The sequence below is a fragment of the Pelosinus sp. IPA-1 genome, assembly GCF_030269905.1.
Classification (GTDB): domain Bacteria; phylum Bacillota; class Negativicutes; order DSM-13327; family DSM-13327; genus Pelosinus.
Genome location: NZ_BSVC01000003.1, coordinates 17510 through 38329 on the forward strand (window position 1 = coordinate 17510; position 20820 = coordinate 38329).

Genomic DNA, 20820 nt, shown 5'->3' on the forward strand with positions numbered 1-20820 from the left:
TAGCTGCTCTTAACTCCCACTTATAGAAGATGGGAGTCTTAGAGCGGTTTAGTCATCGGATAAAAGGGGTATGCAATTAAAAGTTATACTTTCTACAATTGAATAGAGGATTATTACATTTTTAGTGCGAAATATGCTAAAATATGAAGGATGTGAAAAATGTGCCGTTCTATCCAATAAACTTACAAATAAGTCGCCAGCCTTGTATTGTTGTGGGGGGCGGCAACGTTGCTGAGCGCAAAGTAGCTGCACTTTTGCTTGCAGGTGGAGTTGTTACGGTGCTTAGCCCAGAGATTACCCAAGGGTTGGCCGTTTTGGCAGAAAGAAAAGAGATTATTCATATTGCCCGGAGTTATCAGCAGGGAGATGTTAAAGGTTTTTTCATTATTATTTGTTCCACTGATAATCCTTCGGTAAATAAGCTGGTAGCGGCAGAAGGTAAAGAGCTTGGTGCTCTTGTTAATGTGGCGGATGCTCCTGAATTGGGCAATTTTAGTGTGCCAGCCCAAATTTCTCGTGGCGATTTATTGCTGACCATCTCTACCGGGGGGAAAAGCCCGGCAGTAGCCAAAAAGTTACGCGAAGAATTAGGAGAACGTTATGGTCCTGAATATGGTACATACCTTGAGTTGGTGGCAAAGGTTCGAGAACAAATAAAAAAAGAATTGCCAACATCAAAGGAACGAGAAGTCGTTTGGCGAAGAACCATAGATCAGGAAGTAATTAGCTTGCTAAAAGATGGCAAGATAAAAGAGGCGGAGGCTAAGATTTATAATGCAATTAGTTGTTCTGGGACTCAATCATAAAACCGCATCTGTTGATGTGCGGGAATGTTTTACTTTTTCTGAAGATACAATAAAAATGGCCTTGAATCGTCTTCATGAATATGAAGAAATCAGCGAATGCGTGATAATATCAACCTGTAATCGTACAGAAATGTACGCTGTTGTGGATGATGCAGAAGATGGCTTTCCAGTAATGCAGCAGTTTTTGCAACGAATTTCTGAAACTCCCTTAGATGTCGCAGACTTCTTTTATTATGCGGAAGAAGATTGTATTAACCATTTATTTCGTGTAACATCGAGCCTTGACTCCTTAATCATTGGTGAAGGGCAGATTTTGAGTCAGGTAAAAAAGGCTTATTCCATAGCAAGGGATGTTGGTACAACAAGTACTGTTCTTAACACTTTATTTCATAGGGCGATTGCCGTAGGAAAGAAGGTCCGGACTGAAACTCGTATTGCTCATAGTGCGGTATCTGTAAGTTATGCGGCAGTTGAATTGGCGAAAAATGTATTTGGGGATTTATCAACTTCTAATGTATTGTTATTAGGTGCGGGACAAATGGGCGAACTTACAGCTAAGCATTTAGTAGGAAATGGCGTTAAAACTGTATTTGTTTCGAACCGTAGGTATGAGAGGGCTGTTGAATTAGCGAGTCAATTTCGTGGTATAGCAGTACCTTTTGAGAATTTTATGAAAAGTGCTGTAGAAGCGGATATTATTATTACCTCTACAGGGGCTCCTCATTATATTATCAGAGCTTGGGATGTTGCTCACTTAATGCCAAAAAGGCAAGGACGTCCTATCATTATTATTGATATTGCTGTACCCCGAGATGTGGAACCTGAGGTATCTGCGATTGCCGGTGTACGTTTATATAACATTGATGATTTGGAAGCAGTTGTGGAATCCAATCTGCGCCTTCGCGAGCAAGAAGCGGAGTTAGCTGAGAATATTATCAAAAAAGAATTAGAAGAATTACTGATCAAATTTCGCTATTTATCTCTGCGGCCTGTTATGGCACGCTTAACAGATAAAGCGGAAAGAATCCGTCAACGGGAATTAAAACGTGCTTTAACGAAATTGCCTGACATTACGGCAGAGGAACGTAGGGCTGTAGAGAACATGTCTAAGATGATTATTCGAAAGATGTTAAGGGACCCTATGGTTTGTATCAATGAAGGGGCCTGTACCCAGAATGAACAATTATATTTAGACGCAATACTAGATTTATTTAAACTCGATACAATAGGAGAGGGCAGACATCGTGAAAAGAAAAAAACTTGTTATCGGTACGCGCAGCAGTAAATTGGCTTTATGGCAAGCTAATTATATTGCCGCCTGTTTAAGAGATCAATATCCGGGGATAGAAGTAAATCTAGTCCATATCGTAACTACAGGTGACAAAATATTAGATGTACCTCTGGCTAAAATTGGCGGGAAAGGGTTATTTACAAAAGAACTAGAGACTGCCATGTTACGGGGAGAAATTGATCTGGCAGTACATAGTCTTAAAGATATGCCGACGGAATTGCCAGAAGGCTTATTGTTGGCCGCTATTACAGAACGGGCTGATGCTGGTGATGCTTTTATTAGTCCGAAGTATGGTACTGTGGAAAACTTGCCACAGGGGGCTAAGGTTGGGACGTCTAGTTTAAGGCGTAAAGCACAGCTGCTCAAGTATCGACCTGATCTAGTGATTCATGACCTACGGGGGAACTTAGATACGAGATTGAAGAAATTAGATACGGGAGATTTGGATGCGATTCTATTGGCAGTTGCTGGTCTAAAACGATTAGGTTGGCAGGAGCGAATTACCCAAGTATTGCCGAGTGAAATTTGTTTGCCGGCAGTTGGACAAGGAGCCCTTGCAATTGAGGCGCGTAGTGATGATGAGGAAGTTTTAGAAATGCTTGCCTTTTTGAATCATCAAGAGACTCGCCTAGCCGTAGAGGCAGAGCGTGCTTATCTAGCGGAGGTAGAGGGCGGTTGCCAAATTCCTATTGGCGTCTATGCAACCGTGAATCAGGGTGTATTAAACTTAGAGGCCGCTATATTGTCTGTTGATGGTGTTCGCCAAATACGCAAGACGATTAGTGGTGCCCCAGCAGAAGCTAAACAACTTGGTAAGGCGTTGGCCCAAAACATGTTAGATGCAGGTGGGCGGGAAATTTTGCAGGAGCTAGAAGTAAATCAATAATAAATGGATAAACCACAAAGATACAATGCGCGCTAGCGCGGCACACAAAGAAAAAGTTAAAGGAAAGTATGAAAAGACCTTTGTAGAAGAGCTTTGTGTCCTTTGTGCCTTTGTGGTTTAAGGTATTTTTAAATAATTGTAGCCTATCAGGAGGAGAGAATATGAAACAAGGAATGGTCTATTTAGTAGGGGCAGGTCCTGGTGATTATAAATTAATTAGTGTAAAAGCCCTAGAATATATACAGCAAGCAGATACCATAGTTTATGATCGATTAGCAGATGATCGCCTTTTGTCAACAGCACGTCCAGATGTAGAACTTATTTATGTGGGCAAGGCTTCTAGTAATCATACTATGCGTCAAGAAGACATTAATCAGTTACTTGTGGATAAAGCTAAAGAAGGTAAAAATGTAGTACGGCTAAAAGGTGGCGATCCTTTTGTTTTTGGGCGGGGCGGGGAAGAGGCATTAACCTTAGTTGAGAATAAAGTATCCTTTGAAGTAGTACCAGGTATCACTTCCGCCATTTCCGTACCTGCTTATGCTGGTATTCCTGTGACTCATAGAGGCGTTGCGACTTCTTTTGCGGTCATAACGGGTCATGAAGATCCAACTAAAGCAGAATCTACGATTAAGTGGTCCCATTTGGCTACTGCGGTAGATACTTTAGTATTTCTAATGGGGGTAGAGAACCTACCTCATATTACAGCAAAATTAATAGAAAATGGCCGCTTGGCGGATACTCCCGCTGCAGTCATTCGCTGGGGTACGAAACCTGAACAACGGGTATTAGTTACAACAGTAGGCAAAGCAGCTGCTGATGTAGCAAGGGAGGGTATTAAGCCTCCTGCTATATTTATCGTCGGTGAAGTAGTGAATTTACGTCAAGACTTGGCTTGGTTTGATCAGCGGTTGCTATTTGGTAAAACAGCACTTGTTACTAGGGCTCGTGAGCAGGCTAGTGCTTTGACTTGTCAATTAGAAAACTTAGGTGCGCAATGTATTGAAGCACCATCCATAAAGTTGGTTCCACCAGAAAGTTATGCAGAACTGGATAAAGCCATTGATAAGCTTGCTACCTACAATTGGATGATTTTTACTAGTGTAAATGGAGTAGAACATTTTTTTAACCACTTATATAGTAAAAAACGAGATAGCCGGGCTTTAGGCAATGTGAAAATTGCTGCCATAGGAGCACAAACAGCAGCTGCGCTTAAAAATTACGGAATTTTAGCGGATATTGTACCTTTGGAATTTAGAGCGGAAGGTATTGCTGCGGCATTGACTGGACGGATTGAGCCGGGAATGTCCGTACTCATTCCAAGAGCTTTGGTAGCCAGAGATATTTTACCAGAAAAGCTAAGAGAAATGGGTGCTACTGTAGACGTAGTACCAGTGTATCGTACTCTTACAGGGGATAGCGATGGCGAAATGCTGGCAAAAAAATTGTCAGCTGGAGAAATTGATCTAGTTACATTTACCAGTTCTTCTACGGTGACTAATTTATTAGAGCTATTAGGTTCTAAGGGTTCAGAGCTTTTGCAAACTGCCAAAATTGCATGCATTGGTCCTATAACAGCTGGTACGTGTTTAGAAAATGGCATTAAGCCCGATGTAATAGCAGAGGAGTATACCATTCATGGTATGGTAGAAGCAATTACAACCTTATATAAGGAGGCTAAATAATGAACGAGCTTCTTCGTCCCCGTCGCCTTAGAGTATCAGCGGGAATACGAAAGTTAGTAAGGGAAACGACTCTTGAGATAAATAATTTGGTTTATCCCTTGTTTGTTGTGCCAGGAAGTGGGATTCGTAAAGAAATTCCTTCTATGCCCAATGTATTTCATCTATCTGCGGATATGGCAGTCAAAGAAGTGGCTGAAGCATATGCCTTAGGCATACCGGCTGTTATTATATTCGGAATCCCTGAATATAAGGATGAACAAGGTTCAAGTGCCTGGGATATGAATAGTCCGGTACAAAAGGCTATGAGTTTGATTAAAGCAGCCCTTCCTAGTATGGTTGTGATCGGCGATGTGTGCCTATGTGAATATACGAGTCATGGTCATTGTGGTATGCTAGAAGGCCATGAGGTAGACAACGATAGTACATTGCCACTATTGGCGAAGACTGCTCTTAGCCAAGCCCAGGCAGGGGCAGATATCATTGCTCCTTCGGACATGATGGATGGTCGGATTTTAGCCATTCGTAATGCGCTAAACGAAAATGGGTACAAGAATGTATCCATTATGTCCTATGCAGTGAAGTATGCCTCGGCTTATTATGGTCCGTTCCGTGATGCAGCTGATTCTGCACCACAGTTTGGTGACCGTCACAGTTATCAAATGGACCCAGCTAATAGCCGAGAAGCTATGCGTGAAGTAGAGTTAGATATAGCCGAGGGCGCAGATATCATTATGGTAAAACCGGCGTTAGCCTATTTGGATATTGTTCGCCAAGTGAGAGATAACTTTGATTATCCTCTTGCTGTGTATAATGTGAGTGGTGAATACTCTATGGTAAAGGCAGCAGCAGCCCAAGGCTGGATTGATGAGAAACGTACTGTAATGGAAACTTTGCTCAGCATGAAACGGGCAGGTGCAGATATTATTATTACCTATCATGCTATGGATGTTGCCCGCTGGTTAAAAGAAGAATAAAGATAACAAATATATAACCACCAAGACACAATGCCCTTAGCGCAACACACAAAGGAGAACATAAAGGATAAGCCCTTTGTGAAAAATTTTGTGCCCTTTGTGTCTTGGTGGTTCGATTATTATTTTTTTAGGGGGTCTACTAATGACATTGAACTTGGAAAAATCAATTAAGGCATTTCAAGAAGCGAAGGAATGTATTCCTGGTGGCGTCAATAGTCCTGTTCGCTCTTTTCGTGGTGTAGGTGGTACGCCACCTTTTATTGCTAGCGCAAAGGGAAGTTACTTGTATGATATCGACGGAAATAAATATATCGACTATATTGGTTCTTGGGGGCCAATGATTTTAGGCCATGCCCATCCTGCAGTAGTGGAAGCCTTGACTCAAGCTGTAGGTAGAGGAACGAGCTATGGGGCACCTACCCTTTTAGAGACAGAACTAGCTAAATTAGTGAAGCAGGCTGTACCATCAATGGAATTGGTACGTATGGTTAACTCCGGTACAGAAGCTACGATGAGTGTCCTACGTTTGGCAAGAGCTTATACGAAACGTAATAAGATTGTAAAATTTATTGGCTGTTATCATGGTCATCACGATAGTCTTTTAGTGAAAGCCGGATCTGGTGCCGCTACCCTAGGAGTTCCTGATAGTCCAGGCGTTTCTCAGGCTGTTGCTGGCGGAACAATTTCCGTAGACTATAATGATATTTCCGCATTGAAAGAAACTTTTAGTAAATACGGCGAGGAGATTGCGGCCGTTATTATAGAACCTGTAGCAGGTAATATGGGGATGGTATTGCCGAAAGAGGGGTATTTAGCAGCTGTACGAGAAGTGACAGAACAATATGGTGCATTACTAATCTTTGATGAAGTAATGACTGGTTTTAGAGTAGCTTATAATGGCGCTCAGTCTGTGTTTGGCATAAAACCTGATCTTACCTGCTTAGGCAAAATTATTGGCGGTGGGTTGCCTGTAGGTGCGTATGGTGGACGGCAAGATATTATGGAGTTAATTTCTCCAGCGGGTCCCGTATACCAGGCTGGTACACTGAGCGGAAATCCCTTGGCAATGACGGCAGGTATTACAACGTTGTCAATACTATCTCAGGCACCTGAATTGTATGAAGTGTTAGGTAAGAAAACAGAAAGCTTATGTGCTGGTATTCGGGCACAGGCAGACAAATTTGGCTTCTCCTTACAATATCATCAACTTGGCGCTATGTTTGGCATGTTTTTCACCGACAAACCAGTTTATGACTATGAAAGCGCTAAACAATCAGATATTGGTGCTTTCAATACCTTTTATCATGCAATGCTAGAAAAGGGAGTATATATGGCTCCTTCACAATTTGAAGCAGGCTTTATGTCAGCGGCTCATTCAGAAGAAGATATTGCTGCAACCATTGCAGCTAGCGGTTATGCTTTTGGCAAAGTGGCAGAATATCATAAGCAAAAGAAATAATGCAGGGTAAAACCCTTATGCAGATTACCCACAGCCAAATGGCTGTGGGATTATTTTTTAAAGGGAGTAGTGTTAGTTTGTTTTTATGCAATAAATCATCGTTTATTTCGTCAATAAGAGTAGTGAAACGATTTAAGTTGAATCGATGAGATTTGGTAGAAATGAGGAATTATCATGTCGAGTGGAATTATCTTTATAAATTCTGCCTTTGTATTCTATACCATTGGAGTTTGGAGTGAAAAAATACAAGGTGAGTTGAAAAGAGTACATTTAATCTTATTTTGGTTTGGGATTATTTGTGATGTTCTAGGAACAAGGGCGATGGGGGAATTTTCTAAGACACAAGTAGAAGGAGTTAACCAAGCTATTTCTCAGTACATGCAAATACCTAACAATTTTCACAGCCTTACTGGTATAGTGGCACTTTCATTAATGCTACTACATGCATGTTGGGCAACTATTATTATTGTAAATAAAAAAGATATTTGGACAAGAAAATTTCATCGTTATAGTTTGATCGTTTGGATATTATGGTTAATACCATTTGTAAGTGGAGCAGTTTTTCATTTCATGTAAAAAATTGGTTGGTAAGCTCGACTAACATACATAAGAAAAACGCTAAGCGTCCTTTTTGAACCACAAAGACACAAAGGGGTTCTATCCATTTCATTCCCATCTTCTTTGTGTGCCGCGATAGCAGCATTGTGTCTTTGTGGTTCAATCTTTTAACTAGAAACTTATAAATTCTGATACCATAAAAAACTCCTACAGCTTTTCGGTTTGAAAAGACTGTAGGAGTTTTTTTCATTTCTATTATTATAAACTAATGGCTCCAGTTACTATTGCCACCACGATATTCAATATCATTAGTCCAAAGGCCCACCATATGCCGCCTTTTTGTAGGTCGCCAAAGGTAATATCACACATTCCCACCAATAACCATAATGCTGCTACCAGTGGACTCAACATGTGTACCGGTGTTCCCAACAAGGAGGCTCGACCAATTTCCGCAGCACCGATTCCATAAGTCGCAGCCATCTGGTTCAGTACTGGTAACACGCCAAAGTAGAAGGCGTCATTGGATAACAAGAAGGACAGTGGAGCACTTAACAGCGCTGTAATCATCCCCATGTGTGATCCCAAACCAGTTGGGATAATTCCTATTAGAAATGTTGCCATAGCATCTGTCATTTTAGTTCCTGTTAATATGCCCATAAATATCCCAGCGGCGAAAACCACTGCGGTAACCTGTAGAGCTTCTTTGGCATGAGCCAACATACGCCCTTGCTGTTCTTTAACCTTAGGAAAGTTTACAATTAAAGCCAATGCGCTTCCCGCCAAAAAGATGATTGGAATCGAGACTCCGATCTTCTTTTCTACAAGTAACAGGCCCATAAGAGTTAGGGTCATAATCAGATTAACCCAGAATAATTTAGGACGCTTAAACTCAGGATTTTTCGATACCACTTCTTTAGCAATGCCGTCGATCATAGAGTCTTCTATTTGGATAACTCCCAATCTAGCCCGTTCTCTTTTACCCAATACATATCCCATCAATGCTATATAGGCAAATCCACAAATGATTACAGGAACCAAGGGATTAAAAATTTCAGCTGCATCAAGTTTTAACGCTGCTAAAACCCTAGCCGTGGGAGCTGCCCATGGAAACATATTCTTCACGGCAGTCACCATTGCGCATATTACTGCTAATATGACGGGATTAATGCCAATCCTCTTATATAGAGGTAACATTGCTGTACAGGTAATCATGAAGACTACAGCACCTTCTCCTTCTAAAGAGGCTATGATTGCTAATAAAGTTGTTCCTACAACGATTTTTAGCGGGTCACCTTTAACTTTCTTTAATATTTGAACAATGAGTCCATCAAATAAACCCACGTCCACCATAATACCAAAATACATAACAGCAAACATCATCATAATTGCCGTTGGTGCTATGGTCTTAACACCATCCATCATAAGCTTACCAATTGTGGGAGCGAACCCGCCTAATAGTCCAAATGTAATCGGTATAATAATTAGTGCAGCAAATCCAGTCATCCTTTTAGACATTATTAGGTACATGAAAGTAATAACCATAAGAAATCCAAGTAAAGTTAATATAATAGAACGACTCCTTTCAAATTAACAATTTCATTTAGATTATAAAATTAAATATTATGAAAATATAGAAAAAGGTCATTTAAAACATTTAGTTCATAAAGAAAATAGAGAGTTGGAAATTTGAAAAATACTTATATAATACTATTGAATAATTTGATGTATTGTTTTATAATGATACTTACAGTGAATGTTTTTTCTACAACTACATATGTTTACCGAATGAAGTTTGCGGGAGAGTGGCTAGAATAGCCCGCCGAAGGAGTAAAACTCTCAGGCACTCGGACCACCGAGTAGAACCGTAAGTGGACGGAACTCTGGAGAGACTCTTAAATTGAGCGCCGAAGGTGAAATACAGCAATGATAAGTTGCTGACAAATCTCTCAGGCAAAAGGACAGAGACAAAAATCGTGATATACAGGGATATTTCTATATCTCTTTATATTGTGATGCTGAAAACGCCATTTTTGGTGTGTTCATTTGTTTTTCCAGAGTCAAATCAGAGATGATTTGACTCTTTAATTTTTATCCGATGACTAAACCGCTCTAAAACTCCCTTCTTCATCTCGTTAACAGTCTGTAATTCCCTGCCCTTGAAGGTCAGGGAAACAGGCTGTAAACTCGAAATAAGTTCGAATTAGGGGTCTCCGGACCCAAGGCTCACTTATATAAGCGGGAGTTAAGAGCGGCTAAGTTCCTGGATAAGTGCGACTAAGATTCAGATGGAGTTAAAACTCCATCTAAATCAAGTCTTCTTTATATAAACAATTTAAAAAAGGGGAGAAATTTTTATGAGTAAAATTAGTTTTAAGTTGGTAGTGGTATCTTTGGTAGTTCTAATAATGGCAGGGGTTCTCGCGGGCTGCGGCAGTTCTAGCTCGAAAGATATTAAAATTGGTATTCTCAATGAAATGACAGGTGGTAATGCGACGATGGGGACTTCGTCGGCAAATGGCGCGAAAATGGCAATTAAAGAAGCCAATGCAAAAGGCGGGGTACTTGGCAAGCAACTCCAAGCCGTCATTGCTGATAATAAAAGTGAACCTTCTGAATCGGCAAATGCTATGACAAAGCTAGCAACACAAGATAAAGTAGTTGCTGTAACAGGTATCTTTGCTAGTTCGAATGCCATTGCAACTTCAAGCGTAGCGGAAGCAACTAAAGTTCCTTTTGTGGCAGTAGGGGCTACTAATCCTAAAGTAACAGTAGATGAGAAGAGCGGTAAGGTGAAAGATTATACTTTTAGGGTCTGTTTTATCGACCCCTTCCAAGGGACAGTTGGAGCAAACTTTGTACTTAATACATTGCAACTGAAAAAGGCAGTTATGTTAGTTGATAGTAGCAGTGATTATAGCAAAGGTTTATCATCCTTCTTTAAAGATGCCTTTACCAAAGGCGGCGGAAATATTTTAGCGGAAGAAGCTTATTTGCAAAAGGATCAAGATTTTAAAACCATTTTGACAAAAGTTAAGGCATTAAATGCGGAGGTAATTTATATCCCGGGTTATTATGAGGAAGTAGGTAAAATTGTGAAACAAGCCCGCGAAATTGGGATTACGGTACCAATCGTAGGTGGGGATGGATGGGATTCACCTAAGTTAGTAGAAGTAGGAACTGGAGCCGCCCTTAATAATACTTATTTCACCAATCACTATTCGGTAGATGATACTAGTGCTACTTCTCAGGCTTTTGTAGAGGCTTATAAGAAGGAGTATGGGCAAGTGCCAGATGCTATGGCTGTCCTTGGTTATGATGCAGCGAACATTGTAATTGATGCGATTAAACGTGCCAATAGCATTGATCCTGAAAAGATTCGTGAGGCTTTAGCTACCACCAAGGATTTTTCAGCAATTACGGGGGCGACGACCTTAAATGCAACTCATGATGCTGTTAAGAGTGTAGTTATTATTGAAATGAAAGATGGTAAACAAGTGTTTAAAGCCAATGTAAAACCATAATAAGATAGAATAAACTCCTGTACTATTCTACTAAGAATTTGTACAGGAGTTTTGTTCCGGAATCAGAAAGTATACACTTCCTTGATTCCAAGTAAGAACGACTAAGGCTTCTGCCTGCGTCCGAGGACTTGGCACAAGCCAAGTCTTTTCTTATATTGCACGTTTTTCCTCTACTTCGCATAGAATACAAAAAAAAGTGTAGTGATGTATTAGGTATAAATATATTCTGAATCATCTTAAATGAAAATTTCATTTCAGGAGGGAAAAGTATGGAAGAGGATAGAAAATCCAAAGCGTGCGATGGTTGTTGCGATTTGATTTTTGAAACTATGCCCAATAATCGGCCACCTGCGATTGCCCAGGCTTTTTGGCTACAGGCAACTGCTACAGGAGAGATTTGCGGCAGAGGGTGTGAAGGACATATTCAAGTATCAGCTCAAGGGCTAATTCCCCTAGGAGTGTATACTTTATTTTTTGTAACGGATAGAGGGCTTTGGCCGGCAGCTCCTTTATCAGCTGTTTATACCTCTGATGGTTTTGACCCAAATCGACTAGTTGTAAATACTAATGGTACTTTAAATTACTACGTTGCTCCCTTAGATTATAATCCATTAAGAGGCATTCCCACGCCGAGTGGTGTAGCCAAAATTACAAGCGTAATTATTTCACTACACAGTGATCGGCTTACTAATGGCTTAAGTCTTGGCGATCCCAATGTTAATGTATTTAATCAGTTAACGGCTCCCATGTGTTTTCCCCGTACAGAGGAGTAAACAACACGTAAGAATAGAATTAAAGCAAAACACTATTCCATTATAAAAAATGGTAATAGTGTTTTGCTATTTCAACGGAATACATATTTTTACACTTAAATTGAAATATATAGTAAATAATAGAGGAATTTAAATGAATATATAGAAAATGTTTACATATATGGAATTCGTGTCTGCGGATAAAAATGAGGTGTAAATGTGACATTAATTGATACATCCTTACTGGCAACAATATCAGGTACGATAGCAGTATTACTTGTGTACATATATCTATATGTGCAATATAAGGAACCATTTATAGGATTGTGGATTTTAAGTTGGTTAATTCATCTAATCCGCAGTATATTTTTTAAAATGCCCATATTTGGGGGGGCAGGGGTAGAATTTCAAATTTCATTTCAAATCTTGTCAGTTTTGTCTAGTTTGCTACTTGTATGGGGAACTAATAAATTTATTAATAAACGCGTGAGTAGGCTGTGGTTATACGGAGCAATTATTAGTAGCGGGTTAAGCTATTTTGCAATTGGATCACATCAAGATTTCTTCTATAAGGCTATGCCCTCATGTACCTTCATTAGTAGCATTTATATTTGGACTGGTATTGTATTTTTTTACTATTTAAACATTACTGGAGTGGGTAAATATATTACTGGAGCTGCTTTTATTCTTCTAGGAGCCCATACTATCGATTATATTTTTATGGAGAATGTAGTATGGTTCGCTCCATGGGGTTATTTATTTGATGCAATATTACGGTTTATTATAGCTGTGGGCACCTTATTAGTGTATTTTGAAAAAACACGGGAAGATCTAACGAATAAAGAAAAATACTATCGATTATTTACGGAAAATGCTGTGGATATTATTTTTCGTTACCGAATCGTCCCCGAGCAGGGTTTTGAATATATTAGCCCAGCAGTTACAGAAATTACTGGGTATACGGCTGAGGAATTTTATAATGATCCTGAGCTAATATTAAAAATGATTCACCCTAAAGATGTAGCATTATATGAGGATGCAAAGAAAAACTTGCATGTGGCTAATTCTATGGTGACTACCCGGGTACTTTGTAAGAATCTTAGTGAAATATGGGTGGAACAAAAGTTCAATTTTATTTATGGAGAAAATAATCAAATTGTTGCTATTGAAGGAATTGCACGAGATATAACTACTCGAAAAATGTTAGAACAAGATGTAGCCCGTCTCGATCGACTGAATACAGTTGGGCAGATGGCAGCGAGTGTCGCTCACGAGATTAGGAACCCTATGACTACGGTACGTGGATATTTGCAACTGATTGGAAATAAAAAAGAATTTGCTCTCTATAAGGAACAGTTTGTGTTGGTAATGGACGAGTTGGACAGGACAAATTCCATTATTAGTGAGTATCTTTCTCTTAGTCAAAATCGGGTAATGGATTTTAAATTGTGTCAGTTGAATGAAATTATTGAATCCATGTATCCGCTGCTGCAGGCTGATAGCAATGCCTGTAATAAATATATAAAACTAGAATTACAGAGAATTCCTAAATTATATATCGATGAAAAAGAAATCCGACAATTAATATTAAATCTGGTTCGTAATGGACTAGAGTCCATGAAAGAAGGAAAATCATTAACAATCCGAACTTATTTGGAAAATGAGGAAACAATTTTGGCCATACGGGATGAAGGTGGGGGGATCGCTGCTCACATTTTAGATAATTTAGGCAAACCCTTTGTGACGACGAAGGCGGACGGAACAGGAATTGGTTTAGCGATTTGTTATCGAATTGCAAATCGTCATAAGGCAAAGATAACGGTAGAGACAAGTACACAAGGAACCACATTTTTTATTTGTTTTAAACTACTACAGGGATTGGCAATGTAACGAAAAAAGATAATAGAGTATTAGAAAAAGAGAACCTTTAGTGAGGTTCTCTTTTTTTTTGCAAAATTTACTTATAATTACAAAAATGTCCATTTTATTACAAATCTTACAGGAGTTTTCATTGTGGAGAGAAGAACATGGTTCTATTAGGAGGTGGTGCCTATGAATCGGCTATAGCTTTTCTCTAGTCAGTAGATAATTTTATGGTCAAAAAAGGAGGACAAATGTATGAATTTACAAACGGCAGAGCTAAAAGTAAGAACTAGTGAGGGTAGTGAAAATTGTATAAAAATTAAAAAAGCATCGACTAAAAGAGAAAGGGAAGCTATTTATAAGTTGCGTTATCGAGTGTACGTAGAAGAGATGGGGAAAACGCCCATGTTGTCGGCGAATCATAAAGAAAAGAAAATTGTAGATGCCGTAGATGACCAGAGTGTGTTGTTATATGCCCAATTAGGGGCAGAGGTTATAGGTACTATAAGAGTAACCGTTGGAAATATGGGGGCATTTCCGACTGAGTTACAACAAGTATTTAAAATGAAACAATTTGATGATTTCTTACAAGGAACGGCAAACCAAAAACATTCTTTAAGCACTAAAATGATGGTTATTTCTAAGTACCGAAGTTCGCAAGCGGCCTATCTATTATTATCGAAAGCGTATGAAGTATTTCGAGATGAAGGGGTGCAATTTATATTTGGAGGATGCAGCCCTTATTTGGTACCCCTGTATGAACGTCTTGGCTTTCGGAGATTGGGGTATAACTTCATTGAACGTGGCTTTGGTCTGATCATTCCATTGTTTTTAATTACAGAAGATATTAAACATCTCCAGACGGTTAGATCACCCTTCCTCCGTGTTGCCAAACAAAGAAAAAACAGCCCAGATGCGGCAAAATGGTTTTTAGAGGAATTCCCACAGTCGACTAAGGTGGTAAACACTCAGTTAACCACCAAAGAACAGCTGTGGGCTTATGTACAAGGAGAATTAAGGGGTCAGAGTATTTCTATTCTCAAAGGATTAATGGAAGAAGAAGCAATGCAGGTATTGCATATGGGCACAATCTTTCATTGCCAGGAAGGCGACACCATTATAAATACTGGCGAAGTAACAAAGGAGCTATATATCTTGCTGTCAGGGAAGGTTACGGTACTATCCAATGGGGTGGCAAGTGAGAAGGTGCCAGGGCAATGCTTCGGCAGAGCAGGGTTAATACAAGCACAAGTACAAAAAAATGACGTTTCTGCCACTACTGAGTCGGAAGTTATGGTAATTTCTCAGCAAGCTTTCGAAAAGTTTTACAGAAGCAATCCTACGATTGGCATCAAGGTTTTACAGAATCTAACTAGTTGCAAAGGGTAAAAGTAGAGGTTCTCTAAAAATAAAAAGTGGAGGAATTGAAATGAAATATGGTATTGAATTATTACTGGTAAATAGCCTTGCAATAAGGCAGCGAATTACATCGGATACGGCGTTAGAAAATAGTTTGGCAATGATTCGTACGTATCTTGAAGATACGGGAATTGCGGCAGAAATTATTGATAATGTTCGTACCTCTTACATTGAAAAAGGTGTACCTAGATGGTGCTTGGCACTTCTTCGCTGGATTGTAGGATTGCAGTTAAAGGTATATCAGAAAGGAAATCAAAAATTAGCTTTATTTCTCATGCTGTTTAGTTGGCCCTTGCAAGCCTTGTCCTTGTTTTGCAAGCGTAGGTACATGAATCAGATGGTGGAAGACATCGTCAAGATGGTTAAAGAACAGGAGATTCCTTTTGTCGGTATTAAGACATGGTATGGTGATTCTTTTCAATGGGCGATTCATTTAGCGTCTCGGCTTAGAAGGGAATGCCCAGAAACCGTTGTCATTGCTGGCGGACCTCAAGTAAAGGTATATGGTGAAAATACCTTGAAAGATGATGAGTTTGACCTAGCCATTATGGGGCCAGGCGAAGAAATGCTAGAACAGTTAATTAGATTGCGCAGAAAAACCCAAGGAAAAGCTGCGTTTTTAAAAGCAGTTAAGGATGAGATTAGCAGTTCGCCCTTACTTAGAACTGGTGGTTTTCATGCAGTGAAATGTGTAAATGACAAGGCAAGTTTTCAGGAAACCATTCCCCGTTATCGAGGTGTTGATTTAGAAGATAAAATACTTTTTCACACCTTAGTAGATGGTGTGGGGTGCAGTTGGAATCAATGCAACTTTTGCTCCCATACTAGGCAGCTTATCCATTATCAAGGTCGCCCTGTAGAACAAATTATCGAAGAAATGAGAGCTATGACAAAGCTTGGCATTGCTTTTTTTCGATTTAGTAGTTCAGAAACACCTCTTGAACAAGGACGAAAAATTGCCCAGGCAATACTTGATAGTGGCCTCAAAGTAAACTATTCTATGTTTATACGAGCTACCAAAGTATCTAGTCAAACTTATGATGATTTTTCAATTATGATAAAATCAGGCTTGAGAGCAGTTTTTATGGGAGGCGAAACGGGGCATGATCTGATTAATGACCAAGTTATGAATAAGGGGGTTACTAAGAAAGAGATTATTGACACGATACAATGCATAAAGTTAGCTGCGGATATTGTCAATGAACCATGCCGTATTGGACTTTCCCTGATCTATCCGTGCCCTTTAGTTGCGAATGTAACCTTAGAGGATGTTTTCGCAGAAAATATCAGCCTAATTGAGCAAACAATGCCGAGTACAGTTGTTGTAAATCCTCCTGGAGCCTTTCCTGATACGGAATGGTTTGATCAGGCAGATCAATTTGGTTTTGATATTGGTGATGACTTTGTCTATAGCCTGATGCGGTATGAGTATTCCATATACAAGCCTGCTGAGTTCTGGCCTAAGTTAAATGTGTCTTTACAAGGCATGCAAAGTATAGATTTACTCCGTGAAACTGGCAAACTCCGTAAAGCCGTTGCAGATATGGGAATTCCTACGGACATTTCCGATGAATATCTCATGATGACAGAAGCGATTGGCTATCGTTCAAAATTGGATTTATTGAATTTCAAAAAAGATTCCCTTTTGGACATCATGACAGGGAGTACCTATTATTCAAAAGATATTGTAAAACGTATTAATGATCATAGCAGAAAGTTAGCAAAGCTGAATCAATAAATGTACCTAACTTTTAGTAAATAGGAAGGGGTAGACTTTCACTGAGTATGTGAACGTCTACCCTAAAAATTAATTACTTGCTTTTTATAAATCAGAAGACATAAAATATAAGTGGACTAGCCGGACATGTGATAACCAAAAGTAAGGAGAGACATATGGCAGATAAAAAAGTGTACGCCGTTAGAAAAGGCAGACAGGCAGGTTTATTCTATAGCTGGCCCCAGTGTCAGGAACAAATAAAAGGATATTCAGGAGCTGAGTATAAGAGTTTTAAGACGGAAGAAGAAGCGAATGCTTACCTTGCGGGGGCAGTGAATAAGGTAATACCATCTCTTCCTACAGGAGAAATTTCCGATAATGTTATGCTTGCTTACGTTGATGGCAGTTATAACATTGCAACAAAGGAATATTCGGCAGGAGTTGTTATCTTGTGGAAAGGAGAGGAAATTACCTTTAGTCAAAAAGGAAATGATCCTGAATTGGCACCGATGCGTAATGTAGCAGGAGAAACCATGGGGGCTAAAATCGCGATGACGTATGCCTTAGAACAGGGTGTACCTACAATCGTTATATATCATGACTACGAAGGCATAGAAAAGTGGTGTACCAAAGCCTGGGAAGCAAAACAAGAGGGAACCAAAAAGTATAAACAGTTTTATGAACAAGCCGCAAAACAATTGGAGATCCACTTTGTAAAGGTTAAGGCCCATTCAGGAGATAAATATAATGAACAGGCAGATCAACTAGCTAAGGCAGCTTTACAGTTACAGTAATGGAGGAAAAATAATGAATGAAAAGTTTTTACAGATGAAACCTGGACGGGATTTAGATATTGCAGTGGCCCTAGAGGTGATGGGGTTTATTTGGTTGAAGCACTTATTACAATTTAGCGCTGAACTTGCCGTAAAATGGCTGGGAACACCAGCGGATATTGAACAATCTGGTGGAGTATATACTGCACTGACAAAAGAGAGTGAAATGGTGAGTTTAAAACTTAGAGAAAATTTTGATGAGGCAGTACCTGCCTTTTCTACGGAAATGGAGTCAGCCCAGAAGGTAATAGAGCATATGAACGCCATTGGGTATATCTACAATCTAGAAAAAGGAATAGTAGAAGGCGAAAGTGTATATTATGCATCGTTTAAAAAAGTTGGAATTCAGTCTGAGATAGCCCCTGCAGGCTTTTCAACCCAACTAGAAGCAATAGCGAAAGCGGCTCTGGTAGCTGTATTATCTGATAGGGAAAAGTAGGTTAGGAGTCTTTTAAATATGATTATTTTTCATACAATTGAAAGTATATTTAGTATTGTTTTAATGATTGCAACAGGTTATGTTCTTACCAATAAAGGCTGGTTTAACCCAGAGGCATCCAAGTTATTTTCACGTATCATAACGAATATTGCGCTTCCTACTTATATGATTTGGAATTTAATGAGTACCTTTAACAAAGATGGGTTACTTCATCTAGCTACAGGATTGGTTGTGCCCTTTTCTTCTATGTTAGCTTGTTATATTGTAGGTTATGTTGTTTCCAAAGTAATAAAAGTTAGGCCTAATCGGCAAGGGACTTTTCGATCAATGTTCTTTGTTTCCAATAGTATCTTTATTGGCATACCTGTAAATTTAGCCTTGTTTGGCGAAGAAAGTGTGCCTTATGTCTTATTGTATTATATCGCCAACACATCTCTATTTTGGACGATTGGTGCCGGTGGTATTCGGAATGATGGTGCGCTAGGTAAAGAAAAAGTATCTCCTCTAGAGGTAGTGAAAAAGATCTTCTCACCACCGCTGTTAGGATTTCTGTTCGCCATATTTCTTATTTTATGTAATATAAGTTTGCCACGCTTTATTCTTGATACTTGCAAATACCTTGGCAATATGACGACTCCTCTATCCATGCTCTTTATTGGGATTGCCATTTATGGTGTAAAATTAAGAAATATTAAAGTCAGCAAGGATATGATCGCTATTCTATTAGGAAGGTTTGTAGTTTCCCCGCTGATTGTTATGGGCGTAACTCATTTTATACCCTTACCCCTTTTGATGAAAAAAGTATTTATTATTCAAGCCATGTTGCCTGTAATGACGCAAACATCCATTGTTGCCAAATCCTATGGAGGGGATGCTGAATATGCTGCCATAATGACTACGGTGACAACGGTAATAGCAATCCTTGTTATCCCTGTATATATGTTGATTTTTCAGTATTATTTTTAGTCGAGTATAGTGGGGGCGGAGGCTTAAAATTTAATATTGCGACTATTTAAAAAGGGTATTGCATCACAAAAAGATGTATGCTATACTCAGCTCAAGTTAATAGGCAGAAGCAATGAAGCTTACAAGTGGTTTTTTTAAAACCCTTGTGAGCTTTTTGCCTTTTTGCCAAGAAATAGGCACATAAGCAATGGGGCTTATAAACGGAGTACGTTTATGAGCCCCATTGTGTTTTTTTTAGTAATTAAGGAGGTGGTTCTATCGAATAAGTATGATGGTAGACAAATAAAAAATGCCTTATGGATATTTGCGGTATCCATAAAGCGTTGGTAATCTTAGTGCCCCAGCAGTCACCAGGGTTTGTTTGATGTACCTATTTTTATTATAAGTGAACTCAAAGTAATTTTCAACTATATCGGTAAAAAAATGCGTTTAAAAATAGAGGGAGGTTCTTATTATGAGACAGATCGCTATATACGGAAAAGGTGGTATTGGTAAATCTACCACTACTCAAAATACAGTAGGTGCCTTAGCGGAGGCTGGTAAACATATTATGGTTGTTGGCTGTGATCCTAAGGCGGATTCCACTCGCTTGTTACTTCATGGATTATGCCAAAAAACAGTACTAGATACGCTACGTGATGAAGGCGACGATATCGATTTAGAAGATATCTTAAAACCAGGATTCGGCGGTACCATGTGCGTTGAGTCAGGTGGTCCTGAACCAGGTGTAGGTTGCGCAGGTCGTGGTATCATTACTTCTATTAATATGTTGGAATCCTTAGGTGCTTATACACCAGATCTTGATTATGTATTTTATGATGTACTGGGCGATGTTGTTTGTGGTGGCTTTGCAATGCCGATCCGCGAAGGTAAAGCAGAGGAAATTTATATTGTTGCTTCTGGTGAATTGATGGCTCTTTATGCAGCGAATAACATTGCAAAAGGAATTCAAAAATATGCGGTTAACGGTAAAGTTAGACTTGGCGGCATTATTTGCAACAGCCGTAAAGTTGATAAAGAGTATGAATTATTAAAAGCCTTTGCTGAAGAAATTGGATCCCAATTGATCTACTTTGTACCTCGTGACAATCTCGTTCAACGTGCGGAAATTAATAAAAAGACAGTTGTAGACTTCGATCCAGAATCTGGTCAAGCTAACGAATATCGTGAATTAGCAAAAGCTATCGACGGTAACAAAATGTTTGTTATCCCTAAACCAATGACACAAGACAGATTAGAAGAAATCATGATGCAATATGGCTTTATGGACGCCTGATTGTCAGAGAAAAAGTAGATAAAATATTGGAGGGAAACAATATGTTATTAGTTAGAGCCATTATCAGACCAGAAAAGAAAGATGAAGTATTAGCTGAGTTATCAAGAGCTGGTTTTCATGCTGCTACAGTTGTGGATGTAGTTGGGCGCGGTAAACAAAAAGGGATTAAAATATCCGGTATCATTTATGATGAAATCCCCAAAGCCTTATTAATGATGGCGATCCGTGATGAGGATAAGGAAGATATGGTTCGTCTGATTTTAAAATATGCGAAAACAAGCGAACAAGGTGCTTATGGTGATGGAAAAATATTCATAAGCTCCATTGAAGAAGCTTATACCATTTCTAGTGGCATCCCAAGTCTATAAGAAGGAG

At 39.3% G+C, this 20820-nt stretch carries 18 protein-coding genes and 2 riboswitches; of the genes, 17 read left to right on the forward strand and 1 reads right to left on the reverse strand.

Annotated features, from left to right (window positions below; genetic code table 11):
* The first annotated feature begins 161 nt into the window (after nt 1-161).
* From QSJ81_RS06885 to QSJ81_RS06915, 7 genes are all read left to right on the forward strand, one after another.
* On the forward strand, nt 162-806 hold the full coding sequence (locus QSJ81_RS06885; RefSeq protein ID WP_285716676.1) for a precorrin-2 dehydrogenase/sirohydrochlorin ferrochelatase family protein: 645 nt from the start codon (nt 162-164) through the stop codon (nt 804-806).
* Nucleotides 775-2091 carry a glutamyl-tRNA reductase gene (hemA, locus tag QSJ81_RS06890; protein ID WP_285716677.1) on the forward strand — a complete coding sequence of 439 codons (1317 nt, stop codon included), beginning with the start codon at nt 775-777 and terminating at the stop codon, nt 2089-2091. The genes QSJ81_RS06885 and hemA overlap by 32 nt, the downstream gene beginning before the upstream one ends.
* Complete coding sequence (gene hemC, locus QSJ81_RS06895) at nt 2051-2983, forward strand: hydroxymethylbilane synthase (protein WP_285716678.1); 933 nt, start codon at nt 2051-2053, stop codon at nt 2981-2983. Before hemA ends, hemC begins: the two co-directional genes overlap by 41 nt.
* Before the next feature lie 161 nt (nt 2984-3144).
* Nucleotides 3145-4668: a uroporphyrinogen-III C-methyltransferase gene (gene cobA / locus QSJ81_RS06900; protein WP_285716679.1), complete on the forward strand. Its 1524-nt coding sequence runs from the start codon at nt 3145-3147 to the stop codon at nt 4666-4668.
* A complete protein-coding gene (gene hemB / locus QSJ81_RS06905) occupies nt 4668-5642 on the forward strand; it encodes a porphobilinogen synthase (protein WP_285716680.1) in 975 nt (324 codons plus the stop codon). Before cobA ends, hemB begins: the two co-directional genes overlap by 1 nt.
* Before the next feature lie 142 nt (nt 5643-5784).
* Nucleotides 5785-7101, forward strand: coding sequence for a glutamate-1-semialdehyde 2,1-aminomutase (gene hemL / locus QSJ81_RS06910; protein ID WP_285716681.1), 1317 nt, complete (start codon nt 5785-5787; stop codon nt 7099-7101).
* 174 nt (nt 7102-7275) lie between these two features.
* Nucleotides 7276-7677, forward strand: a complete 402-nt coding sequence (locus QSJ81_RS06915; RefSeq protein ID WP_285716682.1) for an HsmA family protein — start codon at nt 7276-7278, stop codon at nt 7675-7677.
* 240 nt (nt 7678-7917) lie between these two features.
* Here the strand turns inward: QSJ81_RS06915 and QSJ81_RS06920 are convergent, their stop codons facing one another.
* Entirely contained in the window at nt 7918-9228 is a 1311-nt protein-coding gene (locus QSJ81_RS06920) for a CitMHS family transporter (protein ID WP_352230874.1), read from the reverse strand.
* A gap of 216 nt (nt 9229-9444) precedes the next feature.
* A riboswitch (glycine riboswitch) is annotated at nt 9445-9521 on the forward strand.
* 8 nt (nt 9522-9529) lie between these two features.
* Nucleotides 9530-9631: riboswitch (glycine riboswitch) on the forward strand.
* A gap of 382 nt (nt 9632-10013) precedes the next feature.
* Between QSJ81_RS06920 and QSJ81_RS06925 the strand changes: the two genes are divergently transcribed.
* From QSJ81_RS06925 to QSJ81_RS06970, 10 genes are all read left to right on the forward strand, one after another.
* The gene (locus QSJ81_RS06925) at nt 10014-11180 is read left to right on the forward strand and encodes an ABC transporter substrate-binding protein (RefSeq protein WP_285716683.1); all 1167 of its coding nucleotides are present in this window, start codon (nt 10014-10016) and stop codon (nt 11178-11180) included.
* A gap of 269 nt (nt 11181-11449) precedes the next feature.
* Complete coding sequence (locus tag QSJ81_RS06930; RefSeq protein ID WP_285716684.1) at nt 11450-11953, forward strand: hypothetical protein; 504 nt, start codon at nt 11450-11452, stop codon at nt 11951-11953.
* Nucleotides 11954-12151: 198 nt separating this feature from the next.
* Nucleotides 12152-13822 carry an ATP-binding protein gene (locus QSJ81_RS06935; protein ID WP_285716685.1) on the forward strand — a complete coding sequence of 557 codons (1671 nt, stop codon included), beginning with the start codon at nt 12152-12154 and terminating at the stop codon, nt 13820-13822.
* Between the two features lie 228 nt (nt 13823-14050).
* On the forward strand, nt 14051-15184 hold the full coding sequence (locus QSJ81_RS06940) for a cyclic nucleotide-binding domain-containing protein (protein WP_285716686.1): 1134 nt from the start codon (nt 14051-14053) through the stop codon (nt 15182-15184).
* Nucleotides 15185-15224: 40 nt separating this feature from the next.
* Nucleotides 15225-16952 (forward strand): B12-binding domain-containing radical SAM protein, encoded by a 1728-nt coding sequence (locus QSJ81_RS06945; RefSeq protein WP_285716687.1) that lies wholly within the window; start codon nt 15225-15227, stop codon nt 16950-16952.
* A 155-nt stretch (nt 16953-17107) separates the two neighbouring features.
* Nucleotides 17108-17725 (forward strand): ribonuclease H1 domain-containing protein, encoded by a 618-nt coding sequence (locus QSJ81_RS06950; RefSeq protein WP_285716688.1) that lies wholly within the window; start codon nt 17108-17110, stop codon nt 17723-17725.
* A 13-nt stretch (nt 17726-17738) separates the two neighbouring features.
* Nucleotides 17739-18203: a hypothetical protein gene (locus QSJ81_RS06955; protein ID WP_285716689.1), complete on the forward strand. Its 465-nt coding sequence runs from the start codon at nt 17739-17741 to the stop codon at nt 18201-18203.
* Nucleotides 18204-18221: 18 nt separating this feature from the next.
* A complete protein-coding gene (locus QSJ81_RS06960) occupies nt 18222-19169 on the forward strand; it encodes an AEC family transporter (RefSeq protein WP_285716690.1) in 948 nt (315 codons plus the stop codon).
* Between the two features lie 454 nt (nt 19170-19623).
* A complete protein-coding gene (gene nifH, locus QSJ81_RS06965) occupies nt 19624-20445 on the forward strand; it encodes a nitrogenase iron protein (protein ID WP_038666352.1) in 822 nt (273 codons plus the stop codon).
* 41 nt (nt 20446-20486) lie between these two features.
* Nucleotides 20487-20813 carry a P-II family nitrogen regulator gene (locus tag QSJ81_RS06970; protein WP_090934558.1) on the forward strand — a complete coding sequence of 109 codons (327 nt, stop codon included), beginning with the start codon at nt 20487-20489 and terminating at the stop codon, nt 20811-20813.
* The last annotated feature ends 7 nt before the right edge of the window (nt 20814-20820 follow it).